Origin of the sequence: Accumulibacter sp., assembly GCF_031732815.1 — a bacterium.
Classification (GTDB): Bacteria; Pseudomonadota; Gammaproteobacteria; order Burkholderiales; family Rhodocyclaceae; genus Accumulibacter.
On record NZ_JAVMKF010000093.1, the window covers coordinates 11,082 to 34,043 of the forward strand.

Annotated in this window: 15 protein-coding genes and 1 pseudogene; 5 read left to right on the top strand and 11 right to left on the bottom strand. The window is 65.2% G+C overall.

Going from position 1 to position 22,962, the window contains the following annotated elements; translation table 11 throughout:
- From RKP46_RS07395 to RKP46_RS07405, 3 genes are all read right to left on the bottom strand, one after another.
- Positions 1 to 3,983: Eco57I restriction-modification methylase domain-containing protein (locus tag RKP46_RS07395; protein ID WP_311106049.1), on the bottom strand; the 3,983-nt coding region annotated here is incomplete at its 3' end.
- A complete protein-coding gene (locus RKP46_RS07400) occupies positions 3,980 to 6,883 on the bottom strand; it encodes a DEAD/DEAH box helicase (protein WP_311106050.1) in 2,904 nt (967 codons plus the stop codon). The genes RKP46_RS07395 and RKP46_RS07400, both read right to left, overlap by 4 nt.
- A gap of 1,700 nt (positions 6,884 to 8,583) precedes the next feature.
- The gene (locus RKP46_RS07405; RefSeq protein WP_311106051.1) at positions 8,584 to 8,724 is read right to left on the bottom strand and encodes a hypothetical protein; all 141 of its coding nucleotides are present in this window, start codon (positions 8,722 to 8,724) and stop codon (positions 8,584 to 8,586) included.
- Positions 8,725 to 8,868: 144 nt separating this feature from the next.
- On the opposite strand from RKP46_RS07405, the pseudogene RKP46_RS07410 reads away from it, so the two are divergent.
- Positions 8,869 to 9,172: pseudogene (locus RKP46_RS07410) on the top strand (porphobilinogen synthase); the annotation flags it as partial.
- Between the two features lie 40 nt (positions 9,173 to 9,212).
- On the opposite strand, the gene RKP46_RS07415 reads toward RKP46_RS07410, so the two are convergent.
- Together RKP46_RS07415 and arsB are read right to left on the bottom strand one after the other, a co-directional pair.
- On the bottom strand, positions 9,213 to 10,307 hold the full coding sequence (locus RKP46_RS07415) for an acyltransferase (RefSeq protein ID WP_311106052.1): 1,095 nt from the start codon (positions 10,305 to 10,307) through the stop codon (positions 9,213 to 9,215).
- Positions 10,308 to 10,687: 380 nt separating this feature from the next.
- Positions 10,688 to 11,749, bottom strand: coding sequence for an ACR3 family arsenite efflux transporter (arsB, locus tag RKP46_RS07420; protein ID WP_311106053.1), 1,062 nt, complete (start codon positions 11,747 to 11,749; stop codon positions 10,688 to 10,690).
- Positions 11,750 to 12,035: 286 nt separating this feature from the next.
- Between arsB and RKP46_RS07425 the strand changes: the two genes are divergently transcribed.
- The 3 genes from RKP46_RS07425 (at position 12,036) to RKP46_RS07435 (ending at position 15,036) form a co-directional block, all read left to right on the top strand.
- Positions 12,036 to 13,046, top strand: a complete 1,011-nt coding sequence (locus RKP46_RS07425; RefSeq protein ID WP_311106054.1) for an ArsJ-associated glyceraldehyde-3-phosphate dehydrogenase — start codon at positions 12,036 to 12,038, stop codon at positions 13,044 to 13,046.
- 103 nt (positions 13,047 to 13,149) lie between these two features.
- Positions 13,150 to 14,451 (top strand): organoarsenical effux MFS transporter ArsJ, encoded by a 1,302-nt coding sequence (arsJ, locus tag RKP46_RS07430; RefSeq protein WP_311106055.1) that lies wholly within the window; start codon positions 13,150 to 13,152, stop codon positions 14,449 to 14,451.
- Between the two features lie 120 nt (positions 14,452 to 14,571).
- Positions 14,572 to 15,036: a hypothetical protein gene (locus tag RKP46_RS07435; protein WP_311106056.1), complete on the top strand. Its 465-nt coding sequence runs from the start codon at positions 14,572 to 14,574 to the stop codon at positions 15,034 to 15,036.
- Positions 15,037 to 15,057: 21 nt separating this feature from the next.
- Here the strand turns inward: RKP46_RS07435 and RKP46_RS07440 are convergent, their stop codons facing one another.
- Positions 15,058 to 16,095: an aldo/keto reductase gene (locus RKP46_RS07440; RefSeq protein ID WP_311106057.1), complete on the bottom strand. Its 1,038-nt coding sequence runs from the start codon at positions 16,093 to 16,095 to the stop codon at positions 15,058 to 15,060.
- A gap of 371 nt (positions 16,096 to 16,466) precedes the next feature.
- Here RKP46_RS07440 and RKP46_RS07445 point away from each other — a divergent pair, with 371 nt between their 5' ends.
- Positions 16,467 to 17,933 (top strand): DEAD/DEAH box helicase, encoded by a 1,467-nt coding sequence (locus tag RKP46_RS07445; protein WP_311106058.1) that lies wholly within the window; start codon positions 16,467 to 16,469, stop codon positions 17,931 to 17,933.
- A gap of 72 nt (positions 17,934 to 18,005) precedes the next feature.
- Here the strand turns inward: RKP46_RS07445 and RKP46_RS07450 are convergent, their stop codons facing one another.
- The 5 genes from RKP46_RS07450 to glcE all read right to left on the bottom strand — a co-directional run.
- Positions 18,006 to 18,515: a GNAT family N-acetyltransferase gene (locus tag RKP46_RS07450; protein WP_311106063.1), complete on the bottom strand. Its 510-nt coding sequence runs from the start codon at positions 18,513 to 18,515 to the stop codon at positions 18,006 to 18,008.
- A gap of 317 nt (positions 18,516 to 18,832) precedes the next feature.
- Entirely contained in the window at positions 18,833 to 19,621 is a 789-nt protein-coding gene (locus RKP46_RS07455; protein ID WP_311106059.1) for a protein phosphatase 2C domain-containing protein, read from the bottom strand.
- A 61-nt stretch (positions 19,622 to 19,682) separates the two neighbouring features.
- Complete coding sequence (locus tag RKP46_RS07460; protein ID WP_311106060.1) at positions 19,683 to 20,753, bottom strand: AMP-binding protein; 1,071 nt, start codon at positions 20,751 to 20,753, stop codon at positions 19,683 to 19,685.
- Positions 20,754 to 20,798: 45 nt separating this feature from the next.
- Positions 20,799 to 22,052, bottom strand: coding sequence for a glycolate oxidase subunit GlcF (gene glcF, locus RKP46_RS07465; protein ID WP_311106061.1), 1,254 nt, complete (start codon positions 22,050 to 22,052; stop codon positions 20,799 to 20,801).
- 13 nt (positions 22,053 to 22,065) lie between these two features.
- The coding region (gene glcE / locus RKP46_RS07470; protein WP_311106062.1) for a glycolate oxidase subunit GlcE at positions 22,066 to 22,962 on the bottom strand (897 nt) is incomplete at its 5' end.

Genomic DNA, 22,962 nt, shown 5'->3' on the forward strand with positions numbered 1-22,962 from the left:
ACGCGCGGAATCCGCGCAGCGTACGTCGCCGTATCGCACGCCCGGCGATAGTTGCTGCGCGGCAGGTAGTCGTCCGGCAACGCTTCCAGATCGAGTACATCGTAATGGCTGTTCTGCGTGCACACTGCGCGCGGCGTCTTGTTGAGCGGGTTGCCGACGAAGAAATGCGGGCCGGACAGCACCAGTTCGCCGGGGTCGCTGACGAAGCCGGTTTCGCGGCGGATCGTTCCGTCGCGCTGGGCGCCGGTTTCGTGCCACATCTCCAGCGTGAAGTACTCGCCGGCCAGGTCGCCGAGTCGACGCGGCACCCGGGCGAACTTTTCCAGCACCGAGACCAGTTCGCGCGAATGCACTGCCGGCAGGCGCGCCTGTTCGGGCGGCGTGCCGGGTTCGTCGTAGAGCCTGGCGAAAGTCGCCAGCGTCGCGCGGTCGACCTCGATGATGCGGTTCCTGTGGCCGGCAGTCTGCCAGCGCCCGGCGTCCGACTTGATTCCCGGCGTCGTTCCTCCGCCCGGGTGTTCGAGGCTGGCGCGAATCGTCGCCGGATCGAACAGGTTGGCCATGTGTCGGAATTGCGGCGACTGCGGCGGTCCATAGACGTTGATGCTGAACTTGGTGTGGTGATCGACCTCGGGAAACAGCATCAACTCATTGACGAACTGATAGTGCGCGCGCAGCCGGGCAAAAGTCGGTGCCCGCAGGACGGCGCCCTTGGGGTCGTCGTAGATGCCTTCGGGGTGGAGCAGGGCCTGAATGCCGTGCGCCGGATTGCCCAGCCGCCAGGCTACCGGCAGGAAGCACTTGAACAGGTTGGTTTGCGAGCCTTTGAGCAGCGGGTAGTTCTGCGTCGCGTTCATGAACGCCTGCATGCCCTCCTGCCCGGCGCATTCGTCGATGTAGTTCTGCCGCGCCGCTGCTGCCGCAGCAAAAACCGCTTCGCGCCGGTCGGCGGCTTCCTTGGCCGAGAGTCTGCGCAGCGCGAACAAGGGCGAATATTCGGCGAGCAAGGCTTTCTCGTTCCACTCGACCTTGATCCACGGCGGGTTGCCGAGAATCAGGTCGAAGCCGGCGCGCTCCTGGAACAGGTCGGCGAACTCCAGTTCCCAGTGGAAGAAGCGTTGCGTTCCGGCGATGGTGGCGGCGCGCTTCAGGCGCGGGTTGGTTTCCAGCAGAACATCGAGATTGACGTAGCCGTGCCGGTCGCGCTCGACGGTGAAGTCGAGCGTCAGTTGCGGCAGGGTTTCAGGAAAAAGATCGGTCGGGTTCGTGCACGGCAGGCGGGCGTTGCCGAGCACCAGCGTTTCCAGGTCGAACCACCATTCCTCGCGCGTCGGCAGGTCTTCCGCGCCGGTCACCGGCCAGAACCACAGCGCGCACCAGTAATCCATCACCAGCTTCAGCCGGCGATACGGCGAGGCGTTGCGTACCCGCTCCGAGAGCATTTCGCGGGCGTAGATGGCGTCCTTCTCCCGGGTCGACGTCGGCGCGCGGTTGGCCGCCGGATCGGGCCAGACGTGCAGTTCGTCGGCGGTGGCGCGGCGCACGCGCGCCAGTTCTGCCGCGTGCAGTTGCCAGAGCGCTTCGACGCCCTCGGCCAGCGCTTCGGCGCGGACGATTTCCGCACGTTCCAGCGGCCTGATGAATGCCTTGCGCCAGGTGCGGATGCGCTCGAAGCGCTGCGGCTCGAGCGCCCTGACGACCTTGTCGCTGACGCTGACCATGCCGTCGGCCGGCAAGAGGAAATGCCAGATCTGGCCAGCCCGGCGAGCGTCGGCGCTGGCGAGACGACTGGGCACGGCAGCGCGCCAGTCGCGTTCGGGCCGGCCGCCTTCGCCCTTGCCCGGCGAAAGCTGGGCGGTGGTGAACACCTCGCGCCGGCAGCCGACGAGCGAATTGCCGTTGAAGAGCTGCAGGCCGAACCAGGGAACGTGCGCGCCCTTGAAAATGGCGTTGAGCCACAGCGACACTTCGGCGAGCTCGACCGCCACCGGGTTGAGGTCGACGCCGAAGACGTTGTTGTCGGCGATGTACATCTTCACGCGCTGCTTTTCCTCGGCGCGCCGGTCGTGCGCAATGGTCTCGCCGACCTCCTTTTCCTTGCGCCGCAGGTAGGCTTCGGCCAACTGGTCGATCGCTTCGTTGAGGAAAGCAGCGCTGCCCATCGCCGGCTCACAGACGGTCAGGCGCAGGATGTCGTCGGCGCTGGCGCAGTGTGCAAGCAGCGCGTGCACGGCATGCTCGACCAGGCAGCGCGTGAGCACTTCCGGGGTGTAGTAGGAGGCGCTTTTCTCGCGTTCGCGCCCGGCCAGACGATAGAGGAAAGTGCCCTTGCCGTACTTGCGCGGCTCGCCGCCGAACAGCGTTTCCGCCGGGGTGTACTGCGCGATGTCGGCAGCCGGAACGAACCAGGCCGGATCGAGCGGGTTGCAGGCTTCCTTCTTCGCCTTGTCGCGCACGAGCGGGGTGTCGTCGCCTTCGTCGGCGAACGCGTCGCTGTCGTCGATCTGCGCCGCGTCGGCTTCCCGGTCGTCCTCTTCGTCGTCGCCTTGCGCTTCGCTCTTGTCCTGCCTGCGATCCGGATCGGGCCGGACTTCGTACAGGTCGGTTTCGGCAAAGAAGCCGCGGAAGGAGAGCAGCGCCTCGTAGACGGCGCCCAACTGGTTGATTCCCAGGGTGCCGTAGCTGATCCTGCCGCGCCGCTTGCCGCCCTCGCGCGAGAGCGACATCAGCCTGATCACCCGTTGCAGCACGCGGTTGCGCAGGCGCACCGAGTTCAGGATCGGTGTCGCCTCGGGATCGAACAGGTGACCTTGCAGCGGCGGCAGCAGAAAACCCGTGTTGTCGGACATGCCGGCGGGCAGCGCCTGCTGAGATTCCTCGCTTGCCGCCGGGAAGCCTTCCCAGATCAGCTTGAAGAGCAGCTTGAGACTTTCGTGCAGGTAGCTGCCGTCGAGCGCTGCAGGTGTCGAGAGCGGAACCTGCTCGAGATCGCGCAGGTGCTCCAGGCTGTAGCCCTGGCGGTAGGCGTCGGCAGCGACCGGGGCGTAGCCGAGCTCGGGACGCGCTTCGAGATAGAAGACGAAGAGCAGGCGATACATGAAGCGCAGGCACTCGCGCGAGAGTTGCTGCGCGAGGTCGATGTCGTTGCGCTCGAACACCTTTTCCTTGGCAACCTCGCGCTTGTGGCGGATGGCTTCGTTGGCGATCAGCTCGATCGCTTCGCGCAGCGCGTACTTCAGGTCGCCGGAGACTTCGAAGGCGTGGCGGTGCGAACGGTCGGTCAAGCTGTCGAGCAGCGCGATCCCGTCAGCGGGCAGCACCGATGCGCGCCCGGCGAGCGCGGCAAACGCGCGCAGGAGCTTGTCGTCGCGCGTGGCGAACAGTTCCGGCAGCGTGAAGCGCAGGTGCGCCTTGCGGCCCCACTTGTCGCGGTCGATCAGCAACCACTGTTCGTGGTGCACCAACAGGACCCAGCGCGCTGGCCGGCTGTCGGCGAACACTTGCTTGACCAGCGCCTCTTCCCAGCTTGGGCCCGCCTTGGGCAAGAGCTCACACGCACCGTCGAGCAGCCTGGGGGCAAGGTTCAGGGCCGCGTGTTCTTCATCGCCAGGCGCGGCGAGCGCCGGCAGGACGACCAGTTCCGGGCTGCTCCGCGCGTTGCGCACGATCGCCAGCGCGGGTATCGCCAGTTCGTCGAGCGCCAGGGTCTCGGGGGCGAGGGCGTAGCCGAGCGCGCTCAGGATCGGCTCGACCAGATCATTCAAACGGGCGACGCGACCGGGCAGGGATTTCTCGCGCAGGAACTTCTCGCGCTGCCGGTAATAGCCGGCAATCGCCGCGCGCAAACGCCCGGGCGGGCTGGCTGCGCCTTCCGCGTGCCAGCGCTCGAAGAGCGCCTTCAGATCGCGTTCGACGATCTCGTCGAGGTAGTGCTGGCTGTAGAACTCGTTGACGTTTTCCAGTCCCGGGGCGGTGAAACTCATGGCGCCGATCCTCCCGCGACGAGCAGTGCCAGCACGGTGAACTGCGCGCGCTCATCAAGCTTCAGCGTCTGCCCGGCCCATTCCTGATACTGCGCGAAGAGGTCGTCGGTATGGGCTGCGCGTTTCATTCTGTGGCTTTGTGCCAGGCCACCTGGCGTCTGGGCAAAATCGAACTCGATCTGGGCGAGATGGCGCTGGCGCAATGTGCGCAGGCGGTCCAGCTCGCTGCTCAGCCTTGCGCCGTGCGCGGCATCGAAGGCGCGTTTCTTTTCCCGCAGGACCTTGGCCGCTTCGTCCAGCGCCGGCGCAAGGCAGCGCTGCCACTCGGGGACGGCGATCGGTACGCCATCGTTGATCAGCTCGCTGCGGCCGAGACCGGTGCGCGCCAGGACGTCGTCCAGCGACAAGGTCGCGATGGCGGCGCCATCGGCATCGAGATGCACGCCTAGCCATTCGGCGAGGACCGACTGGCCGCGCCGGTTCGGAATCTGCCCGGTGACGAGGACGATCGCTTCGCCGGCAGCCAATCCGCGCGCCACTTTGAGCACCGGCGCCTTCTGGCGCCCGAAGAGCGCGAGCATCTTGTAGTCGAGCCATTGCAGGAGCGGATGAATCGGCCAGAGATACTGGATGGCCGGCCATTCCTGCGTGTCGCGCGCGTGCCGGAGGGCACGATCGATTTCTTCCCTGGCCGACGACAGGGCGAAGACGTTGTCGCTCGGCCACATCTCCGGCGCCAGCTCGCGCTCGAGCAGCATCGCCAGATCGGCATTCGGCTGCAGGGCGAGCGAACGCTTCGCCTCGTCGCAGCGGGGCAATGCCTGCTCACGCGGATTCAGTCGGTGCAAGCACGCCAGGCCGGCGCGGGCGTAGGCGAAGTCATCGGCGAACAGGGATGGCAGGCTGCCGACCGGGGCCGCCGACCGGTCGGCGGCGTGCGCAGGCTCGGCGGTCGTCGCGTCCATCGGCGGCGCTTGCTCGAAAAGTTCGTCCAGCAACGCGAAACCGTTCTTGCCGGTGCCGTCCAGCCAGGCCGAGAAAGCCTCCGGGCGCGTCGCTTGCTCGATCGTTTCGGCGACCTTCTCGACCTCGAGATCTTCGTCGTAAAGGCCCATGAAGCTGGAGGGGTCGCCGATGTTGCGCGCTGCCTCGGCGTCCTTGTCGATCAGGATCTCGAGGATGCGCAGGTCACCCCGGATCTTCTCGTCCGTCGCTTCGGTCATGCAGTAGGCCAGGCGCGGCGTCCGGGTCTGCCCGTAGCGGTCGACACGGCCGTTGCGCTGCTGGAAAACCATCAGCGACCAGGGAATGTCGAAATGCACCAGGCGATGCGCGCAGTAATGCAGATTGAGTCCTTCGGAGGCGACATCCGAGGCGATCAGCAGGCGCAGCGGTGACAGGGTCTTGCCAAAATCCTCGACAATTTTCTGCAGGTCGCCGTCCGCCAACTGGCCGTGCAGGATGGCGACCGCACTCGCCGGCAGGCCGAGTGCGCGGGGCAGGTGTTTATGCAGGAAGTTGAGCGTTTCAAGGCGTTCGGTGAACACCACCAGGCGATCATCGGCGGTCTTGCCATCCCATCGCCAGCGATGCTCAGCCGCTGCCGTCGCGCCGCGCAGTTGCCGAACAAGCTCGTTGAACTTGGAAAACTGCTCGGGACCGATGGCGGCCACCGCCGCGCGCAGCGCTTGCAGTGGCGCCAGATCGGGGTGCGCGGCGTCCTTGCCGCGCGTGCGTCGCAAGCGCTCGTCCAGGGTATCGAGACACGCTGCCGGCGATGAGAAGAGGGATTTCTCCAGGGTGGTGCGAAACAGCATGCTGCCTTCACGTGCTCCTTCGTCGGACTTGAGTCGGAGCAAGCGCAGCGCGTCGAAGGCGGCGTTCTCAGCCGGCGTCGCCTGCGCGGCAAACTTGCAGACCTCACGCTCGGGGAATTCGCGGCGAATCTGCTCGCGGACATCGCGCTTGAAGCGACGCACGAACAGATGCTCGACATCGTGTCGGGTGTAGTCAGCCCCCGCCGGCAAGACCGTTGGATCGAGCATGCGCACCAGGCTGGCGAAGCTTTCGCGCTTGCCGTTGTGCGGCGTCGCGGTGAGCAGCAGCAGCGCGTCCGATCGTCGCGCGAGCAGGTCGGCCAGGCGGTTGCTCTGCGTGCGATTGCCCTTGAAGCTCACGTTGTGCGCTTCGTCGATAATGATGATGTCCCACCAGGCGTTTTCCAGATGGTGCCGGTACTCTCCGTCGCGCTTCAGCGTGTCGACCGAAATGATCGTTCGGTCCAGATACTGGAAGGGGTTGTGGTTGGCAGGAATGCGCCGCCGGATACGCTGGATGCCGTCCGCATCCAGCCGCGTCAGCGAGATGGCGAAACGGCTCCAGAACTCCTGCTGGAACTGCCGCATCATCGCGCGCGTGGTCACCACCAGGATGCGCCGTCCCTTGCCGCGCCGGATCAGCTCCGCGGTCAGGATGCCGGCTTCCAGCGTCTTGCCCAGGCCGACGGTGTCGGCGATCAGCAGACGCGGGCGCAACTGCTGGAGAACGCGATGCGCCGGATCAAGTTGAAACGGCAGCGCGTCCATCACCGCCCGATGCCCGAGCACCAGCTCGTCGGTGGCAGGCACGGTCTGCCGTAAGCGCGCTTCCAGATAAAGCAGCGACGCCGTGAAACCCGGCGATGGATCAGCCACCAGCTCGGTTTCGCGCGGGTCGATGGTCTCGATGCGATCGAGCAGAGTCAGAAAAACGGCCTCCCGATTGCGCACCAGCTCCGATACGCCGATGCAACGCACCTGATGGCCACCGGCAGTGCACTGGTCGGTGTTGCGCACCAGCCACTCCTCATCGCGCACCAGGACGCGGGCGCCGGGTGGAGGAAGGGTTTCGGCAGTCGTCATCGATGCAAGGTCTCCTGCTTGGAGAAATGATGCACACTCGCTTGTGCAAACCCACACCGCAGCGCCTGCACCTTCGCGCGAGCGCCGCAGGCGGCGCCAGCGTCCTGCGCGACAGGGGCTCGTCCGGCCGGGTGCTCGCCAGGTAGGCAGCCTCTACCGCGTGTCGTTCACCCAGGCCAGCGGACCGATCGCACACAGACGCGCGGCGTCGAGCAGGACCTGCAGCGTGGCGTGGCGCGGCGCCCGATTCACGCGCTCCCGCTCCCGCGCGGCGACGCGCCACGCTTTCTACCGAAAGGCGAACGGATGAATCGCATTGTAGACGGCGTTGTCGTCGATTGGGCAAGCGGGTATGCGGCGTCGTTGGCGAAGGCGCTGCGCGGCGGCGATGAAAAGCCTCGGCGCCAAGCCAAAACCTCCCTCGGGTTTCCGATCTCGCCGATCAGCAGCGTCAGGCGCATCTCGCTCGGGCCGGCGCGGGCCGACTGCCGTGCGCCGCTCGGCTGGGGTCGCTCATGGCGTGGCGGTTACGCTCCGCCGCACGCAGGGACTCGTCGTCCCGAGCGACTCCGCGCTGTGACGCAAGGGAAGTCGAACGCCGTAGTCGGGCGGCAGAGCCAGTGCCTCAGCAAGGATTCCGCATCGTTCGCTGTCCGTCGTCGCCGCTGAGCGAGGCAGGCGTGACAGATCTCTCCCCGGCCAGCGCCGACGGCTGGAGCGGTATTCACGACGGCATCATCGCCCGAAGCATGCGGTGGAGCGATGCGGCAAGCCACGAGCCGCTGGCCGGCCTTGCAGAATCTGCCGGCACATGGACCGCTGGCGGAGCACAGGACCGGAGGCGGGTCCCGACACTCTCAGCCTCCACAGCCATAGCTGAAGCTGGCCTGCTCGGCGGTAGCGTTGGGGGGCGCAAGTTCTGCTTCGTTGCGGAACAACGATGGGCGCACAATGGGAAAATCCAGCTCGCGAATGAGACGAACGACGCGTGCTGCGCCACCATCGGCAGTAATACGCCCCGGCGATAGCGCTGCTCCGATCGTCGCATTGCCGGGCGAAGTCAGTGAGAGGCTTTGCGACGGGCCGACCCCGGACCTGCCGAAGCTCGCGCAGATCGCTGCCGGCAGGAAGGCGGCTGCGCACTGAATCGACAAAAGCGTCAGACGCCAGGAACACTTGCTGTTTGAGTTGTCCCCACGGCGTCGTCACCCGACGGTGTATTTCGGCAACGCAGCGACTGTACGCCGCAACGGCTACCCGGCGATCGCGTAAGCGATTTCGCTCGCGGGCGTAGGCGAAGTCGATCCAGGTAAGACGGGTCGCGCCGGCTGCACGCGGCGGCGCGCGCAGCAAGCCGAGCAAGCACCAAACTGAAAAAGGGTATTCTCATGCCATGTTGGCAACCGCCAACCGGTACGCCAACATGCTCATGACCCCGTCGCCAGACCAGATTTCCCGAGGAAGCGATTCCAGATCGAGACTGTTCGCGCCGGCCAGGAAGCCGCGAGGATCAGCGTTCCTGTTCTATTTGTTCTATGGATTGACGTTGTCGCCGAAGGCGTGTTGTTGCGGAGTCTGATCTGCTTCTCGGCGGCCATTCGCGGTGACTCTTGCTGAGCCAAAGGCTGCACGGGATCTGTCAGGAATTCGCGAACCAGTGCGGCCAGACGAGTTGCCTTGGACCTTGCGTCGAGCGGCGCTTACGCGTCCGGCTGGGCGCCGTGAGTCAGCGAGCGATAGCCCTTGAGCGTATCCAGCTCGCCATCCAGGCCATCAACCGCACAACCCGCCAAACGGGCGACAGCCCAAGGCGGGATTTCGTCGGTCGTCCGGTAGTTCACCCGCACGCGGCGCCTGCGCCCGTGTATCTCGATACCCGGTCGGGTGAGTACCACTCTCGGTGACGACGCATCCTGTGCTGGGCGTCGCGGATCAGGAACAGTCGCTTTCACCGCTGGCGACCGCAGCACGCGGCAGAGTGAGGGCTGAAGCTCGGTCTCCTGGCGCTCGCCGCCTTACCGGTGATCGACCAGGCGTAGAAGACGCTGGTGCGGAGGAGGCGCATAATCCGTACGGTTTCCTCCCACGCGTGAGCACGGCATTGAAGCTTGCGTTTCCGGAGCTGCGGTAATCGCCAATGTTTCGCTCGACCCAGCCGACCCACGGCAACAGGTACACGACGATGAGACGCTCGGGGTGCTCGCGCGCCAGGCTTTGCTTCCTGCGCAAGCGGGCGCCGTCGTCGTTGCGCCGTCCGACATGATTGATGGTCGCCTGGGTCGGATCCGACAGCCTGCCGAGTATCTTGCTCTGCAGGCCGCGGCCCGGCTCAGCGGGGGCGCCGTTTGAGCGGAGGCAATGCGCAGCGAATGGCGGACAGTCGTTGGCTGCGACGTTCGACGAGCTGGTAGAAGCCCGCGCCGGCAGCAACGCTGGCCAGCCAGGCAGCGATCATGGCGAGCAGTCCGAGCCAGGGATGATGCGGAGCGAAGCGGGTAAAGGCGCCGCTGATTACCAGGCAGACCGGGAAATGAATCAGAAACACCGAGTACGAGATCGCGCCGAGGTCGCTGATCGCCTGCGATTCTGGCCAACGGACGCGGTAACGGCGAGCGACGGCAAGCGTCAACGCGACGAGAAAGGCGACCGCGATCCGCCAGCGGAAGTCGAGCACCAGCGCGCCGGCGACCGCGGCGCCGAGCAGAAAAAGCCACCACCATGGTCGTGTGGAAGTGGCGGTCCAATAGGCGAGTGCTCCCAACGCGTAGGCGCCAAAGAAGTACGGGGCCCACGCGTCCAAGTCGGCAACGCGGTTGAAGTAATAAAGCGAGGCTAAGGCCAGCGCAGCGGTCAGCGCGAGTGTGGCGCGTTCGGCTGCCGCGCCGTCGCCCGCGACGCCGCGGGCGACCCAGAGGACGCCCAGGAATAGCGCGAACAATTGCAAGGCGATCGACACGAACCAGACGCCGGCGGAGAGCCCATCGTAATCAAGAATATCCTGCACCAGCAGCAGGTGCGCTGCAATTTGTGGCCAGGTGGGCGAATCCGGGATCGAATGATGGCTCATCAGCGCACGTGCCAGCGCCGAGCATCCGATGGCCAGCACGATCGCCGCCATGCAAGGTGGCACCAGTCTGAGATAGCGATCCCACAAGAGCGGGCCAAGCGGGCGCTGGCCCAGTGAGCCGCCCGGTGCGACGGATTGCGCGGCAAGAAAGCCGCTGACGACGAAGAACATCTGCACCGCGAGGCGTGCATGCTCGCTGAGCCAGGAGAACAGGCCTGGTGCCAGACTGTGCGCGTAGTCGGAGAGCGGCCCGTAAAACGCCAGGTGATGAAGCACGATCAATTGCGTGCCCACCACCCTCATGGCGTCGATCAGGGGCAACTGCGCTTGCGGGGATGTGCTCGTCATGGCGTTCATCAGTGTTGCACGCGAGCTTGCAGCGGCCGGGCAAGAGCGTGCGTCGAGAGAGGTGGAGAGGCTACTCGTCGGCAAGCTGCTCGTGCGCTCAGGATCGCTGGTGCGGTTGCGGCCACCGTCAGCGCCAGTGTCGCGGCAGATCGGTCACCGACCTCATCCGCACGTCGACCCGAGAGCGCTAGCGCCGTCTGTTTGGACAGCAAAGGCTCCTGAACAGGTGCAGCCCTGCCAGTTTCGGTCGGGTGAGCGGTGACGCGGTTGGTCGTGACCTTGCGGGATTTCATCGAAACCGGATAGCGCTCGGTGGAGCTTGTCGGCGAAGGAACGTGCGGTGGGAAAGTAGCCAGGCTTGTCCATGGTCGGCAGTCCGGTGCGCGCTCTTAGCGCCTTTGCGCCGGTTCACCAGCGAAGTGGCGCTCGCGCAACCAGAGCGAGACGCTGACCAGACCGATCATCACGGGCACCTCGACCAGCGGGCCGATGACGGCGGCGAAGGCGGCGCCCGAATTGATGCCGTAAACGGCGACCGCGACGGCGATCGCCAACTCGAAGTTGTTGCTCGCGGCGGTGAAGGAGAGGGTGGCGCATTTTCCGTAGCCGGCGCCGACCTTGCGGCTCATGTAGAAGGAAATCAGGAACATCAGGACGAAGTAGATGAGCAGCGGCAGGGCGATGCGCACGACATCGAGCGGGATGCTGACGATCAGCTTGCCCTTCAGGCTGAACATGACGACGATGGTGAACAGCAGAGCGACGAGGGTGAGCGGGCTGATGCGTGCGACGAACTCCTGGTGATACCACTCCTTCGAGACAAAGCGCAGCATGATCACCCGCGTCAAGATGCCGGCAAGGCAGGGAATTCCCAGGTAGATGAAGACGCTCTCGGCGATCTGCGCCAGCGAGACGTCGACCACCGAGCCGGAGAGACCGAACAGTGGCGGTAAGACGGTGACGAAGAGCCAGGCATAGACGCTGTAGAAGAGCACCTGGAAGATCGAGTTGAAAGCGACGAGCCCGGCGGCGTATTCGGTCGAGCCTCGGGCGATTTCGTTCCAGACGATGACCATGGCGATGCAGCGCGCGAGGCCGATCATGATCAGGCCAACCATGTATTCGGGCTTGTCGGGGAGGAAGATGATGGCCAGCGCGAACATCAGCAGCGGTCCGACGATCCAGTTCTGAATCAGCGACAGAGCGAGGATTCGGCGGTCGACGAAGACGTCCGGCAGTTCCTCGTAGCGCACCTTGGCGAAGGGCGGGTACATCATCAGGATCAGGCCAAGAGCGATCGGGATGTTGGTCGTGCCAAGCTGGAAGGAGTTGATCAGGTCCTCGACGCCCGGAACGTAGTAACCCAGTCCGACCCCGAGTGCCATCGCGGCGAAGATCCAGACCGTAAGGTAGCGGTCAAGGAAGGAGAGTTTCTTGCTCACGGTACCCATGTCATGCTCCGGCTGCGATGGTTGATTGGTCGATCATACGCGGGCGCGGCGACGGCGGCCTTCGGCTGCATTCCTGTCAGGAGAAAACTGATCGCAGGCTGGGCTGCGGCTGATCGCGCGATTTGGGTATTGTTTTGCGATGGCGGTGGTGAAACAGGTGGTTTACAAACTTCGATGATTCTAGCAATATAAAAGTGTTTCGCAAAGAAGCTTTGCGCGATACGTTGCCATTTTCGGCTCGCTGGCTGTCCAGCCGAGCGCCACTTATCCTTGGGAGGAAAGAAAAATGACGGTCAGGGTTGGTATCAATGGTTTCGGTCGGATCGGCCGGCTGGCGCTGCGCGCAGCGTGGGAGTGGCCGGAGCTTGAGTTCGTGCATATCAACGAGCCGAACGGTCCGGTCGATGCCGCGGCGCTGCTGCTCGAGTTCGACTCGGTGCATCGTCGCTGGTCGCACGAGGTCGGCGTGAGCAATGGGCGAATGGTGATCGACGGCAAGACGATAGGCTACAGCACGGCAAAGGATGTCGCGGGGGGGCCGTGGCGCGAGGCTGGGGTGGACATCGTGCTCGAGGCGAGCGGCAAGTGGCGTACCGTCGACCAACTGTCGCCCTATCTGGACGCGGGCGTCAAGAAGGTGATTGTTGCCGCTCCGGTGAAGGGCGGCGATACGCTGAACATCGTCATGGGCGTCAATGATCAGCTCTACGATCCGGCGCGCGACCACATCGTCACCGCCGCCTCATGCACCACGAATTGCCTGGCACCGGTGGTCAAGGTGGTGCACGAGGCGATCGGAATCTCGCACGGACTGATTACCACGATCCACAGCTCGACCAACACGCAGAGCGTGCACGACCAGATGCACAAGGACCTGCGCCGCGCGCGCGCCTCGAGCCTGTCGCTGGTGCCGACGACGACCGGTTCGGCGACGGCGATCGCGCTGATCTTTCCCGAACTGAAAGGCAAACTCGACGGACACGCGGTGCGCGTGCCGCTGCTCAATGCCTCGCTCACCGACTGCGTCTTCGAGATGCAGCGTCCGACGAGCGTCGAGGAAATCAACGGTCTGCTGAAAGCCGCCGCGGAGGGGGCGCTGAGGGGCATCCTCGGTTTCGAGGAGCGGCCGCTGGTGTCGATGGATTACAGTGGCGATGCGCGTTCGTCGATCGTTGATGCGGCGCATACGCTGGTGATCAACGGTACGCTGGTCAAGATCTACGCCTGGTACGACAACGAGTGGGGCTATGCCAACCGCTATGTCGAACTGGCGCGCAAGCTCGCTGCTTCGTTGTAAGCGGCGTTGCGCAGGCGCTGCCGCTAGCGCGACGCAGCATACGGCGGACGACGCCAGCGGCGGCGCGCATCCATAGCTGAGAGGAGGGAGAGGGAGGGGAACCATGAGCGATCGATCGCCAACCGCCGGAAGCGACAACCCGCGCGCGGGTCTACGCAACTACATTCTGGTCACTGCCGCCTACTGGTCGGATACGGTGACCGACGGCGCCGCGCGCATGCTGGTGCTTTTCTATTTCTACAACCTGGGTTACACGCCACTTGCCGTCGCCTTGCTGTTCATCTTCTACGAGGTGTTCGGCATTCTGACCAACCTTTTCGGCGGTTACATCGGCGCCCGTTTCGGGCTGAAGACGACGCTGTTCATCGGCCTCGGCGCGCAGCTCGTGGCTCTCTCGATGCTCGCCTTCGCCCCGCAGTCGTGGCTGGTCGTCGCCTACGTCATGGCCTCGCAGGCGCTGAGCGGGATCGCCAAGGACATGACCAAGATGAGTTCAAAGAGCGCGGTCAAGCTGATTGTTCCGGCCGATGCCTCGGCGACGCTCTACCGCTGGGTGGCCATCCTGACCGGGTCGAAGAACGCGCTGAAAGGCGTCGGCTTTTTCCTCGGCGGCCTGCTGCTGACGCTGCTCGACTTCCAGACGGCGATTCGGCTGCTCGTCGCGCTGGTCGGCGGTACGCTTCTCCTGGCGGCGTTGCTGATGCGCGGCGGTCTCGGCGAGGCGAACCGGAAAGCCAAGTTCGGGCAGATGTTTTCGCGCAACGAAGCGGTCAACAAGCTTGCCGCAGCGCGCATCTTCCTGTTCGGCGCACGCGATGTCTGGTTCGTCGTCGGTCTGCCCGTTTTTCTGTCGAGCGTGCTCGGCTGGACGTTCTGGCAGTCGGGCGGTTTCCTGGCGCTCTGGGTGATCGGCTACGGCATCGTGCAGGCTGCCACGCCCGGCCTGCTGCGCAGCCGCGTCGAGGGACAGCACGAGCCCGACGGGCAGACGGCGACCGTCCTCGCTTTCGTCCTCGCATCGCTGCCCGCGGCCATTGCGCTGGGTCTCGGCGCCGGGCTGGCGCCGGCCGGTGTGGTGGTCGTTGGACTGATCGTTTTCGGCATCGTCTTTGCGCTCAACTCGGCCGTACACTCCTATCTCATCCTGGCCTACACCGACAGCGACAAGGTGGCGATGAGCGTCGGCTTCTATTACATGGCCAACGCGATGGGTCGTCTGGCAGGAACGGTTCTCTCCGGTGCGCTTTACCAATGGGGTTTGCAAAGTGGCCCTGCCGACGGGCTGATCGCCTGTCTGTGGGCGTCCACCGCTTTCGTCCTCGTCGCCGGCATCCTTTCGCTGCTCCTGCCGCGTCGCACCGGCGCGCCCGGCAAGCCGATCAAACTCGACGATCTGGGCGACTGAGCGCTGGTTGCCGGTGCGCGCGTGGGTGTCGCCGGCAGAGCTTTTGTCCAGCGCGCGAGCCGATTGTCGGTAGAATGCGGGCTGCTTTCCTCCTGTTCATTCCACCGCCGAGAGATTGTCGTGTCCGCTCAGCCTGTCCGCAAGATCCGCTCCTTCCTGTTCAGCGCCGGGCTATTGCTTGCCCTGAGCGGCTGCGATGCGATCCAGCAGAAGCTCGGCATGGAAGCGCCGGCGGCCAAGGCAGCGCGCCTCGACGGTGAGGGCAAGGCGGTCGGCGGTGCCTGCCGGCAGTCTGGACGCGCCATCGAAGACTGCTACTCGATCTACTCGTGGTTGCCGAAAGCAGCCATCTACGAAGGCTGGCGCGACATGGACGTGTATATGCGCGAGAACAAGCTGCCGACGGTAGAACCGCAGTTGCCGCCGCCGCAGCCGCCGGGCAGCAAGAAGGCGAAGCCAGTGGCCGCGCGCACGGCTGCGGCAAGCGAATCCGGCGGCGAGGCGAGAGAAGGCGCCAAGGAGGGTGCGAAGGCCGAGGCGACGGGTGATGCGAAAGGCGAGGCGAAAGGCGGCGGGCAGCACTAGCCGCCGGCGCCTGCCAGCGGCTTATGGCGCCGGATTCGTATAGCGCAGGTGGATGGCGTCGATCTCGCGCAGCACCTGCGGCGACAGTTCGCGGCTGAGCGCGCTGAGGTTCTCGTCAAGCTGGGCGAGGTTGGTCGCGCCGATGATCGTACTGGCGACGAACCAGCGTGAGTAGACGAAAGCGAGCGCCAACTGGCTGGGTGTCAGGCCGTTGGCGCGCGCCAGATCGACATAGGCGGTGACCGCCCGGACGACGTTTTCCTTCGCGTAGCGCTGACCGAAACCGGGAAATTCGCTGATCCGTCCGTGCGCCTGCGGATCGGCGAGGTACTTGCCGGACAGCGTACCGAAGGCGAGCGGCGAGTAGGGCAGCAAGGCGATGTTCTCGCGGTAGCAGACCTCGGCCAGGCTGCTCTCGTAGACGCGGTTGAGCAGGTTGTAAGCGTTCTGCAGCGAGACCGGAGGCGGTAGCCCCTGCTCGCGTGCCAGCCGCAGGAATTCCATGACGCCCCAGGGATGTTCGTTGGACAGGCCGTAATGGCGGATCTTGCCTTCGTCGATCAAGGTGGCGAGCGCGGCGACCGTCTCGCCGATCGGCGTCGCCGCGCACTCGCGTGCCGGTTCGAACTGCCACTGGCCGAACATCGGCTGGTTGCGCGCCGGCCAGTGCAGTTGGTAGAGATCGAGATAATCGGTGCGCAGGCGGCGCAAGGACCCCTCGACGCCGGCGCGCAGGCTGGCCAGATCGAAGTCGAGCCGGCCGGAGCGAATCCAGTTGAGACTGCGTCCCGGGCCGGCGGCTTTGCTGGCCACGATGATCCGGTCACGCGCCTGGCGCGCCAGCCAATTGCCGACGATCTCCTCGGTGCGCCCGCAGGTGGCGGCGCGCGGTGGGACGGGATACATCTCCGCGGTATCGATGAAATTGATCCCGGCGGCGAGTGCACGGTCGAGTTGCGCGTGCGCTTCGAGCTCGCTGTTCTGCTGGCCGAAGGTCATCGTGCCGAGGCAGATCGTCGAGACTTCAAGGGTGCTGCTGCCTAGCCTGCTGGTCTTCATGCCGTCTCCTTGCGAAAGTGTGCCTGCCCTTGCCGGGTCCGCCGGGCGGTGCATGGGCGCCGGGCAGCAATGCGGACAGGCGGTCGGCTGCGGCGCAGGAAGGTCACACAACCCGGGCCACGCGCGGCGCCGCCAAGGGGCCTGTCGGGCGCTTACGATACACCAATCGCAGCCTTTTCAGGTGCCGGCACGTTTCCCGTGGTGCCAGCGCGGGGTGCTCGCTGACGCTTGTCGAGTGCGCTCTGCGCGGCTTGTCGGCGGGCGAGCGCGGCAACCGCCAGAACTCCGTCGGGGAAAACGCTTGCGCTTCTCCGATCACGGTATAATTCTTTCAATTCTATGGATTTTTGACTGATATAGGGGCTTCGCACATGGATTTTGACCAACTCGGACTTGCCCCCGAGCTGTTGCGCGCCGTAACGGAGCAAGGCTACACCGAACCGACGCCGATTCAGGCGCAGGCAATTCCCATCGTTCTCTCCGGGCGAGACCTGATGGGTGGGGCGCAGACAGGGACCGGCAAGACGGCTGCCTTCACGCTCCCTTTGCTCCAACGAATCCTCGCTTACGCCAACACAAGCCCGTCGCCGGCCCGCCATCCGGTCCGTGTGCTGATGTTGGCGCCGACGCGCGAACTGGCGATTCAAGTCCACGAATCGGTGCGAACGTACAGCAGGTATGTTCCGCTGAAGAGTTGTTGCGCCTATGGCGGGGTGGACATCAAGGCACAGATCGCCGAGTTGCGTTGCGGTGCCGAGGTCCTCGTCGCGACGCCCGGCCGTCTGCTCGATCTCGTCGAACAGAAGTGCCTCAACTTCAGCAGCGTACAGGCGCTGGTACTCGACGAGGCGGATCGTATGCTCGATATGGGCTTCATTCCGGACGTGACGCGCATCATCAATCTGCTCCCCAGGCAACGGCAGAGCCTGCTTTTTTCAGCGACGTTCTCGGAGGAGATCAAGAAGCTGGCCGACCGCATGCTCGCTTCACCCCTGTTGATCGAGGTCGCCAGACGCAATACAGTTTCCGAGACGATCACTCACCTGGTGCATCCGGTGGCCGTTTCGGCCAAGCGCGCGCTTCTCGTCAAACTGCTGAAATCAAACGATTTCAATCAGGTTCTGGTGTTTACACGGACGAAGATCGAGACCAACCGGCTGGCGCGCGACCTGCAGCGAGCCGGCATTGCAGCCGATTCCATCCACGGCGACAAGACGCAGCAGGACCGGCTGAAAGCGCTCGAAGCGTTCAAGGACGGCGAGGTTCTCGTGCTCGTGGCGACCGATGTCGCTGCGCGCGGACTGGACATCGACGAACTGCCGCACGTCATCAACTTCGAGCTGCCGCATACGCCGGAAGACTACATCCACCGGATCGGACGCACCGGCCGCGCCGGCCGGCCAGGTATGGCGGTTTCGCTGGTTTCTGCGCACGAAGTCCAGTATCTGGCCGATATCGAGAAGCTGATCAGGTTGCAGATCGAGCAGGTCGTCGTCGCCGGCTTCGAGCCCGAAGACGACTACGCGTATCCGCCGGGCGACCGTCGCGGCGGGCGCCGGCCGCTGCCTCGTCCGCCGGCGCCACCTGTGGCAAGGCGCGAGGGCGCGACCAGCCGGATGGCTGACGAGCGACCGCGAGTGCGACCGCCCGGCGGCCGGCAGGCCAGCATGATCGCTGACGATGGGTTCGACTTCAGCAAGCCGTACGAAAGCGCCTTGCCTGATCCGGCGCTTCTCGGTAAGAGCGATGGCGGTGCGGCGTCGCTTGGCGGCGCAAAGTCGTCCGGGCAGGTCCGTCGGCCAGTCGCCGCACTGCTCGGCGGACTGGGTCGAAGCTAGGCCGCGGTCGGGCGGCCTGGCGCAGAGACCAGCCGCCGGGCGCTGCGCGGGGGGGCGCGGCCTGTCCGGGCTTCACGCGGGCGCCTCCGGCGACAGGTGCCGGTACATCACGAATGCATCAACGTAGCCGCGCTCGGGATGACGGAAGGCCTCGGGCAGTGTGCCGACGATCGAGAAGCCGAGTTTCTGCCAGAGTCGCACCGCCGCCTCGTTGGTCGACACGACCAGGTTGAACTGCATCGATCGGAAACCAAGGGCGATTGCCCTTTGCTGCGAATCGCGGCAAAGCGCTGAAGCGACGCCACGCCCGCGTGCGCTCGGGCTGACGACATAGCCGCAGTTGCAGACATGGCTGCCCTGGCCGGGCTGGTTGGCCTTCAGATAACAGGTTCCGACGACCTCCCCGTCGGGTTTGAGCGCAATGAAGGTTCTGGCCGGAAGTTCGAGCCACACCTGCCTTGCCTGCTCGGGTGTAATGTCTTGCGGGTAGCTGTAGGTCTCGCCGGCACGCAATACCGGAGCAAGGATTTGCCAGATCTGCGGCCAGTCGCGCGCCTCTGCCTGACGGATTGAAATGTTCATTGTTGTCCCTGTACGCTTGAGGTGGCGCGCCGTCGCTTCTTGTCCGGCCCCTGACACGATGGCCAAGTACATGAATTGATTTTGTAACGTGGTGAACTCGCGGAACTCTCGGCGCCTGCGACGAGTGTAGGTCGCGCCGGGTTCGGCGGTCAAGCGAACAGCAGAATGGCTGCCTGCCTCAGCCAGCCGTTCTGAGCATTTCGCCAGACGTGGCAGCCAGTCAGCCGGATGATGAGGCGTTGCCTCTGCCTGCGGTGCAACGGGAAGTCACGCCAGCTATGGGAGCAGGGGCAGGGAGGGGAAAGCCAGTCCGTCGGTCAGGCGCTGCCCGCTGGTGGCCGCGTTTTCACAGCGGGCGGTGTTTCGAACAGCCTGAGAATGGCGAGCGAAATATTGTCGCCGTCTCCGACGGCCAGTCCGCGGGCGCGGTTGACGAGTAATTCGGAAGCCTCGCGGACCGACGACGAGCCATTGATCACCCAGGCGAATTCCTGGTCGCTGAAGTAGCTCCACAAGCCATCCGAACAGAGCAGGAAGGTGTCGCCCGGGTGCAGGCCGACGCATTCGCCGAAAGCGATCTTCGGCGCCTGCGCGCCACCGAGCGAGGTCAGCAGGATGTTGCGATTGGGGTGGGACAGCGCCTGATCGGGCGTAATCCTGCCTTGCAAGACGAGCTGCATGACGTACGAGTGATCGGTGCTGCGGAAAACCAACTGGTCGTCGCGAAAATGATAGAAGCGGCTGTCGCCGCAATGCGCCCAGCTGATCCTGTCGGGTTGCAGCAGGAGCATGGCGACGGTGCTGTGCGGCTCTTTCTCATTCAGGAAGCGAGACGCTCTGATCAAGGTATGCGCTTCATTGATGCACGCTTCGAGCAGCGTGCGGGCGGACTCGGTACGCGCCGAGAAGCGAGCCAGATTGTCGCGCGCTGTATGGATCACCTGTTGCGCAGCCAGGACTCCGCCGGTATGGCCGCCCATGCCGTCAGCCACCACGGCGAGAACCACCCCGCCGCCGCGTGGATGGGGCAGGATGGCTACCCTGTCCTGTTGCTCGCGGCGATCACCCTGATGCTGCGCAACGCACGCGTCGATCGAAATCGGCATTAACTGACACTCTCCCCCAAGGCTTTTGTTCTTGTTTGTTCGCCATCAGACAATTCTATCTCTATCCGGCCTGGCGTGGGTCATCGTTTTCCTGCCGCATGGTCGGGCCGACGGCTGGCGTTTGCCTGATCGTTACGCCAAGTTGTTCGCGCGCCCAGCGCACGACGGGCTGGCTGGGGGGCTCGCCGGTGCAAGCAAGCGTGCGCAGTTCGAGATCGTAGGCGGAACGCGCGTTGGGTACAGAGACCATCATCGCGCTCAGCGTTTCAGTTGTGACGACGGCATTGCGCACCGCATGCTTTTCGAGCAGTGCGAAAGCCCGGTGTGGGTCGCCTCCCGGGTTGGCGGCCAGCAGCGGCACGCCAAAATGCCAGGTCGGGAAGACGACGCTCGTCAGCCCGACCGCCGATGCCCAGTCGATTGGCGACCACAGCAGGTCGCCGGTTTGCGGAAAGGCGTCGTGCGCCTCGACGTGCTCGCCGAGTACGGCGAGCACGGCACCGTGCGTCAAGGGCAAGGCTTGCGGCGCGCCGACGTTCGTCTTGTCAGGATAGACGAGCATGGCCAGGTCGTCGGCTGTGGTCGCCAACGGCGTGTAGCGCGGCGAGGCGTGTTCGCGTACGCGCGGCCAACTGTGAATGCCGTCACCAGCCTCTCCAGCAACATCGATGATCTGGCGCAGGAGGGGTAGCTGTTGGCGCAGTGCGTCGATCTGGGACCGGCTGCTCGCGTCGACGATCGCCAGGTGCGCTGCCGAGTCGCGCAGACGGTGCGCCATCGCCGGGTCGACTGGATCGCTTGCCATGGGTACGGCGATGGCTCCCATCTGGCAGGCCGCAAGCTGGGCAATCAAGGCTTCCGGGCGCGGCGGCAGGATGATCGCGACGCGGTCGCCGGCGAGCGTGCCGAGCGCTGCCAGGACGTTCGACAAGCGGTTGGCCTCGCGTTGCAGGTCCCAGAAGCTGTAGGCCCAGGTCCGACCATCCGGGTCGTCGTAGTAGAGCGCCAGGCGACCACGGTCGGCGGCCCAGCGCTGGCAGAGGTCGACCGCCAGATTGAACGGCTGGGCTGCCTGCCGGGTGCAGCCGGCGTGCGCTTGCGTCTGATCGGGAATCATTTTTTCGGGGTTCACCGAGCGCCTTCTCTTGCTTGTCCGACTTTCCCAGCCGTGGCTTGCTCAGTCGAGCCCGTTCAGACGTTCGTCGATCAGTTCGATCCAGTGGCGTACCGGCAGGCTGCTGCCACTTTGCAGGTGCGTCTGGCAGCCGATATTGGCCGTCACCAGCACATCTGGCGAGGCGGCAGTCAGCGCTGCCAGCTTGCCGTCACGCAACTGTCCAGCGAGGACCGGCTGACTGATCGAATAGGTTCCCGCCGAACCACAGCACAGGTGAGGATCGGCGACCGGGACAAGCTGGTAGCCGGCGGTGTTGAGCAGCGCTTCGACGACGCCGCGAATCTTCTGGGCATGCTGCAGCGTGCACGGCGAGTGGAAGGCCACCCGCTGACCACCAGCCTTGCTGCTGCCAGCGAGCAATTCGGCCAGTCGCTCGCTTTCGCTCGCCAGCACCTCGGAAACGTCGCGCGTCAGCGCCGCGATGCGGGCGGCTTTGGCGGCGTAAGCCGGGTCGTCGGCCAATACTTCGCCATACACGCGCACGTGTTCGCCGCAACCCGATGCCGTCATCACAAAGGCTTCGACCTGTCCGCTATCGACCAGGGGCCACCAGGCATCGATCACCTGCCGCATGTCATCGCGCGCCTTCTCCTGCGCGTGCAGGTGATAGCGCAGCGCGCCGCAACACGCGGCGCCCGGTACTTCGCTCAGGGTGATTCCGAGCCGGTCGAGGACGCGCGCGGTTGCCGCGTTGGTGTTCGGTGTCAGCGTCGGTTGTACGCAGCCGGCGAGGGCGACCATTTTTCTCCGGTGCGCGCGCGGACGCGGCCACGGCTGCTCGCTGCCGCCCGCCGGCATGGGTACTTTTTCGGCCAGCACGCGGGGCAGCAAGGGCCGGAAAAGCTGGCCGAGAGCGACCGCCGGTTTGAAAATCCACGGCCGGGGCAAGGCTTCGGTGAGCAGGAAGCGCGTAGCGCGTGCGGCAAGCGAACGGGGCACGCGTTCTTCCAGGACCTCGCGCCCGATTTCCAGCAGACGATGGTATCGGACTCCCGATGGGCAGGTCGTCTCGCACGACCGGCAACTGAGGCAGCGGTCGAGGTGCAGCTGCGTCTTCTCGCTCACCGCTTGCCCTTCGAGCATCTGCTTGATCAGGTAGATGCGCCCGCGTGGTCCGTCGAGTTCGTCGCCGAGCAATTGAAAGGTCGGGCAGGTTGCCGTGCAGAAACCGCAATGCACGCAACTGCGCAGGATCGCGTCGGCCTCGCGGCCGGCAGCGGTATCCTTGATGAAATCGGCCAGATGGGTCTGCATGGGCGACGAACTCTCAGAGATCCGGATACATTCGGCCGGGGTTGAAAACGCCTGACGGGTCGAAAGCCAGCTTCAGTTGGCGATGGATCCGTGCCAGCGGCGCCGACAAGGGCTGGAACACGCCGACCGCAGCCTTCAGCGCCGGCTCGGCGCGGAACAGCGTGGCATGGCCACCGGCCACTTCAGCCGCCCGGCGAATTTCCAGCGCGTCGCCGCCGCGCAGCCAGCGCTGCGCGCCGCCCCATTCGATGAAGGTCTCGCCAAGCTTCTGGCACGGCGCCAGCGAAGGTAGTGACAGCCGCCAGAGCGGCGCCTCGCCAGCAAAGAACGCATGCTGCTGCTCGCGCACCGCAGACCAGAAGGCGAGTGCGACGCTCTCGTCGAGCGCTTCGCCGCCGAGTGTGCGGGCGGCGGCAGTGACTGCCGCGGCGGCGCCTGACAGCCGCAAGGTCAGCACATCGTCGTGCCAGGCGGAGGCCGAGATGGGCAAGGGACGCCCCGCCCACTGGTTGAGCTTCTCCAGCGCAGCGGCCTCGCCGAGCGAAAAACGGAGGCTTTTCTCGGCTACCGGCAAAGGCAGGACCTTGAAGGAGACTTCCAGTACCAAGCCGAGCGTGCCCAGGCTGCCGGCCATCAGGCGCGACACGTCGTAGCCGGCAACGTTTTTCATCACCTGCCCGCCGAACGAGAGCACTTCGGCCAGGCCATTGAGCATCCGGACTCCGAGGACGAAATCACGCACGGCGCCGGCAGTCTGGCGGCGCGGTCCGGAGAGGCCGCTCGCCAGCATGCCGCCGACGGTTGCCGTCGGTCCACAGGCCGGCGGCTCAAAGGCCAGCCACTGGCCGCGCTCGGCGAGAACCTGGTTGAGCTCGGCAAGCAGCGTGCCGGCGCGCGCGGTGACGACCAG

What these genes read in the sequence shown, in the direction of transcription:
- RKP46_RS07455 (WP_311106059.1), bottom strand. Translation starts at nt 19,621, where the DNA reads ATGCCGATTTCGATCGACGCGTGCGTTGCGCAGCATCAGGGTGATCGC.
- glcF (WP_311106061.1), bottom strand. Translation starts at nt 22,052, where the DNA reads ATGCAGACCCATCTGGCCGATTTCATCAAGGATACCGCTGCCGGCCGC.
- RKP46_RS07425 (WP_311106054.1), top strand. Translation starts at nt 12,036, where the DNA reads ATGACGGTCAGGGTTGGTATCAATGGTTTCGGTCGGATCGGCCGGCTG.
- RKP46_RS07400 (WP_311106050.1), bottom strand. Translation starts at nt 6,883, where the DNA reads ATGACGACTGCCGAAACCCTTCCTCCACCCGGCGCCCGCGTCCTGGTG.
- RKP46_RS07445 (WP_311106058.1), top strand. Translation starts at nt 16,467, where the DNA reads ATGGATTTTGACCAACTCGGACTTGCCCCCGAGCTGTTGCGCGCCGTA.
- RKP46_RS07440 (WP_311106057.1), bottom strand. Translation starts at nt 16,095, where the DNA reads ATGAAGACCAGCAGGCTAGGCAGCAGCACCCTTGAAGTCTCGACGATC.
- arsB (WP_311106053.1), bottom strand. Translation starts at nt 11,749, where the DNA reads ATGGGTACCGTGAGCAAGAAACTCTCCTTCCTTGACCGCTACCTTACG.
- RKP46_RS07415 (WP_311106052.1), bottom strand. Translation starts at nt 10,307, where the DNA reads ATGAACGCCATGACGAGCACATCCCCGCAAGCGCAGTTGCCCCTGATC.
- arsJ (WP_311106055.1), top strand. Translation starts at nt 13,150, where the DNA reads ATGAGCGATCGATCGCCAACCGCCGGAAGCGACAACCCGCGCGCGGGT.
- RKP46_RS07450 (WP_311106063.1), bottom strand. Translation starts at nt 18,515, where the DNA reads ATGAACATTTCAATCCGTCAGGCAGAGGCGCGCGACTGGCCGCAGATC.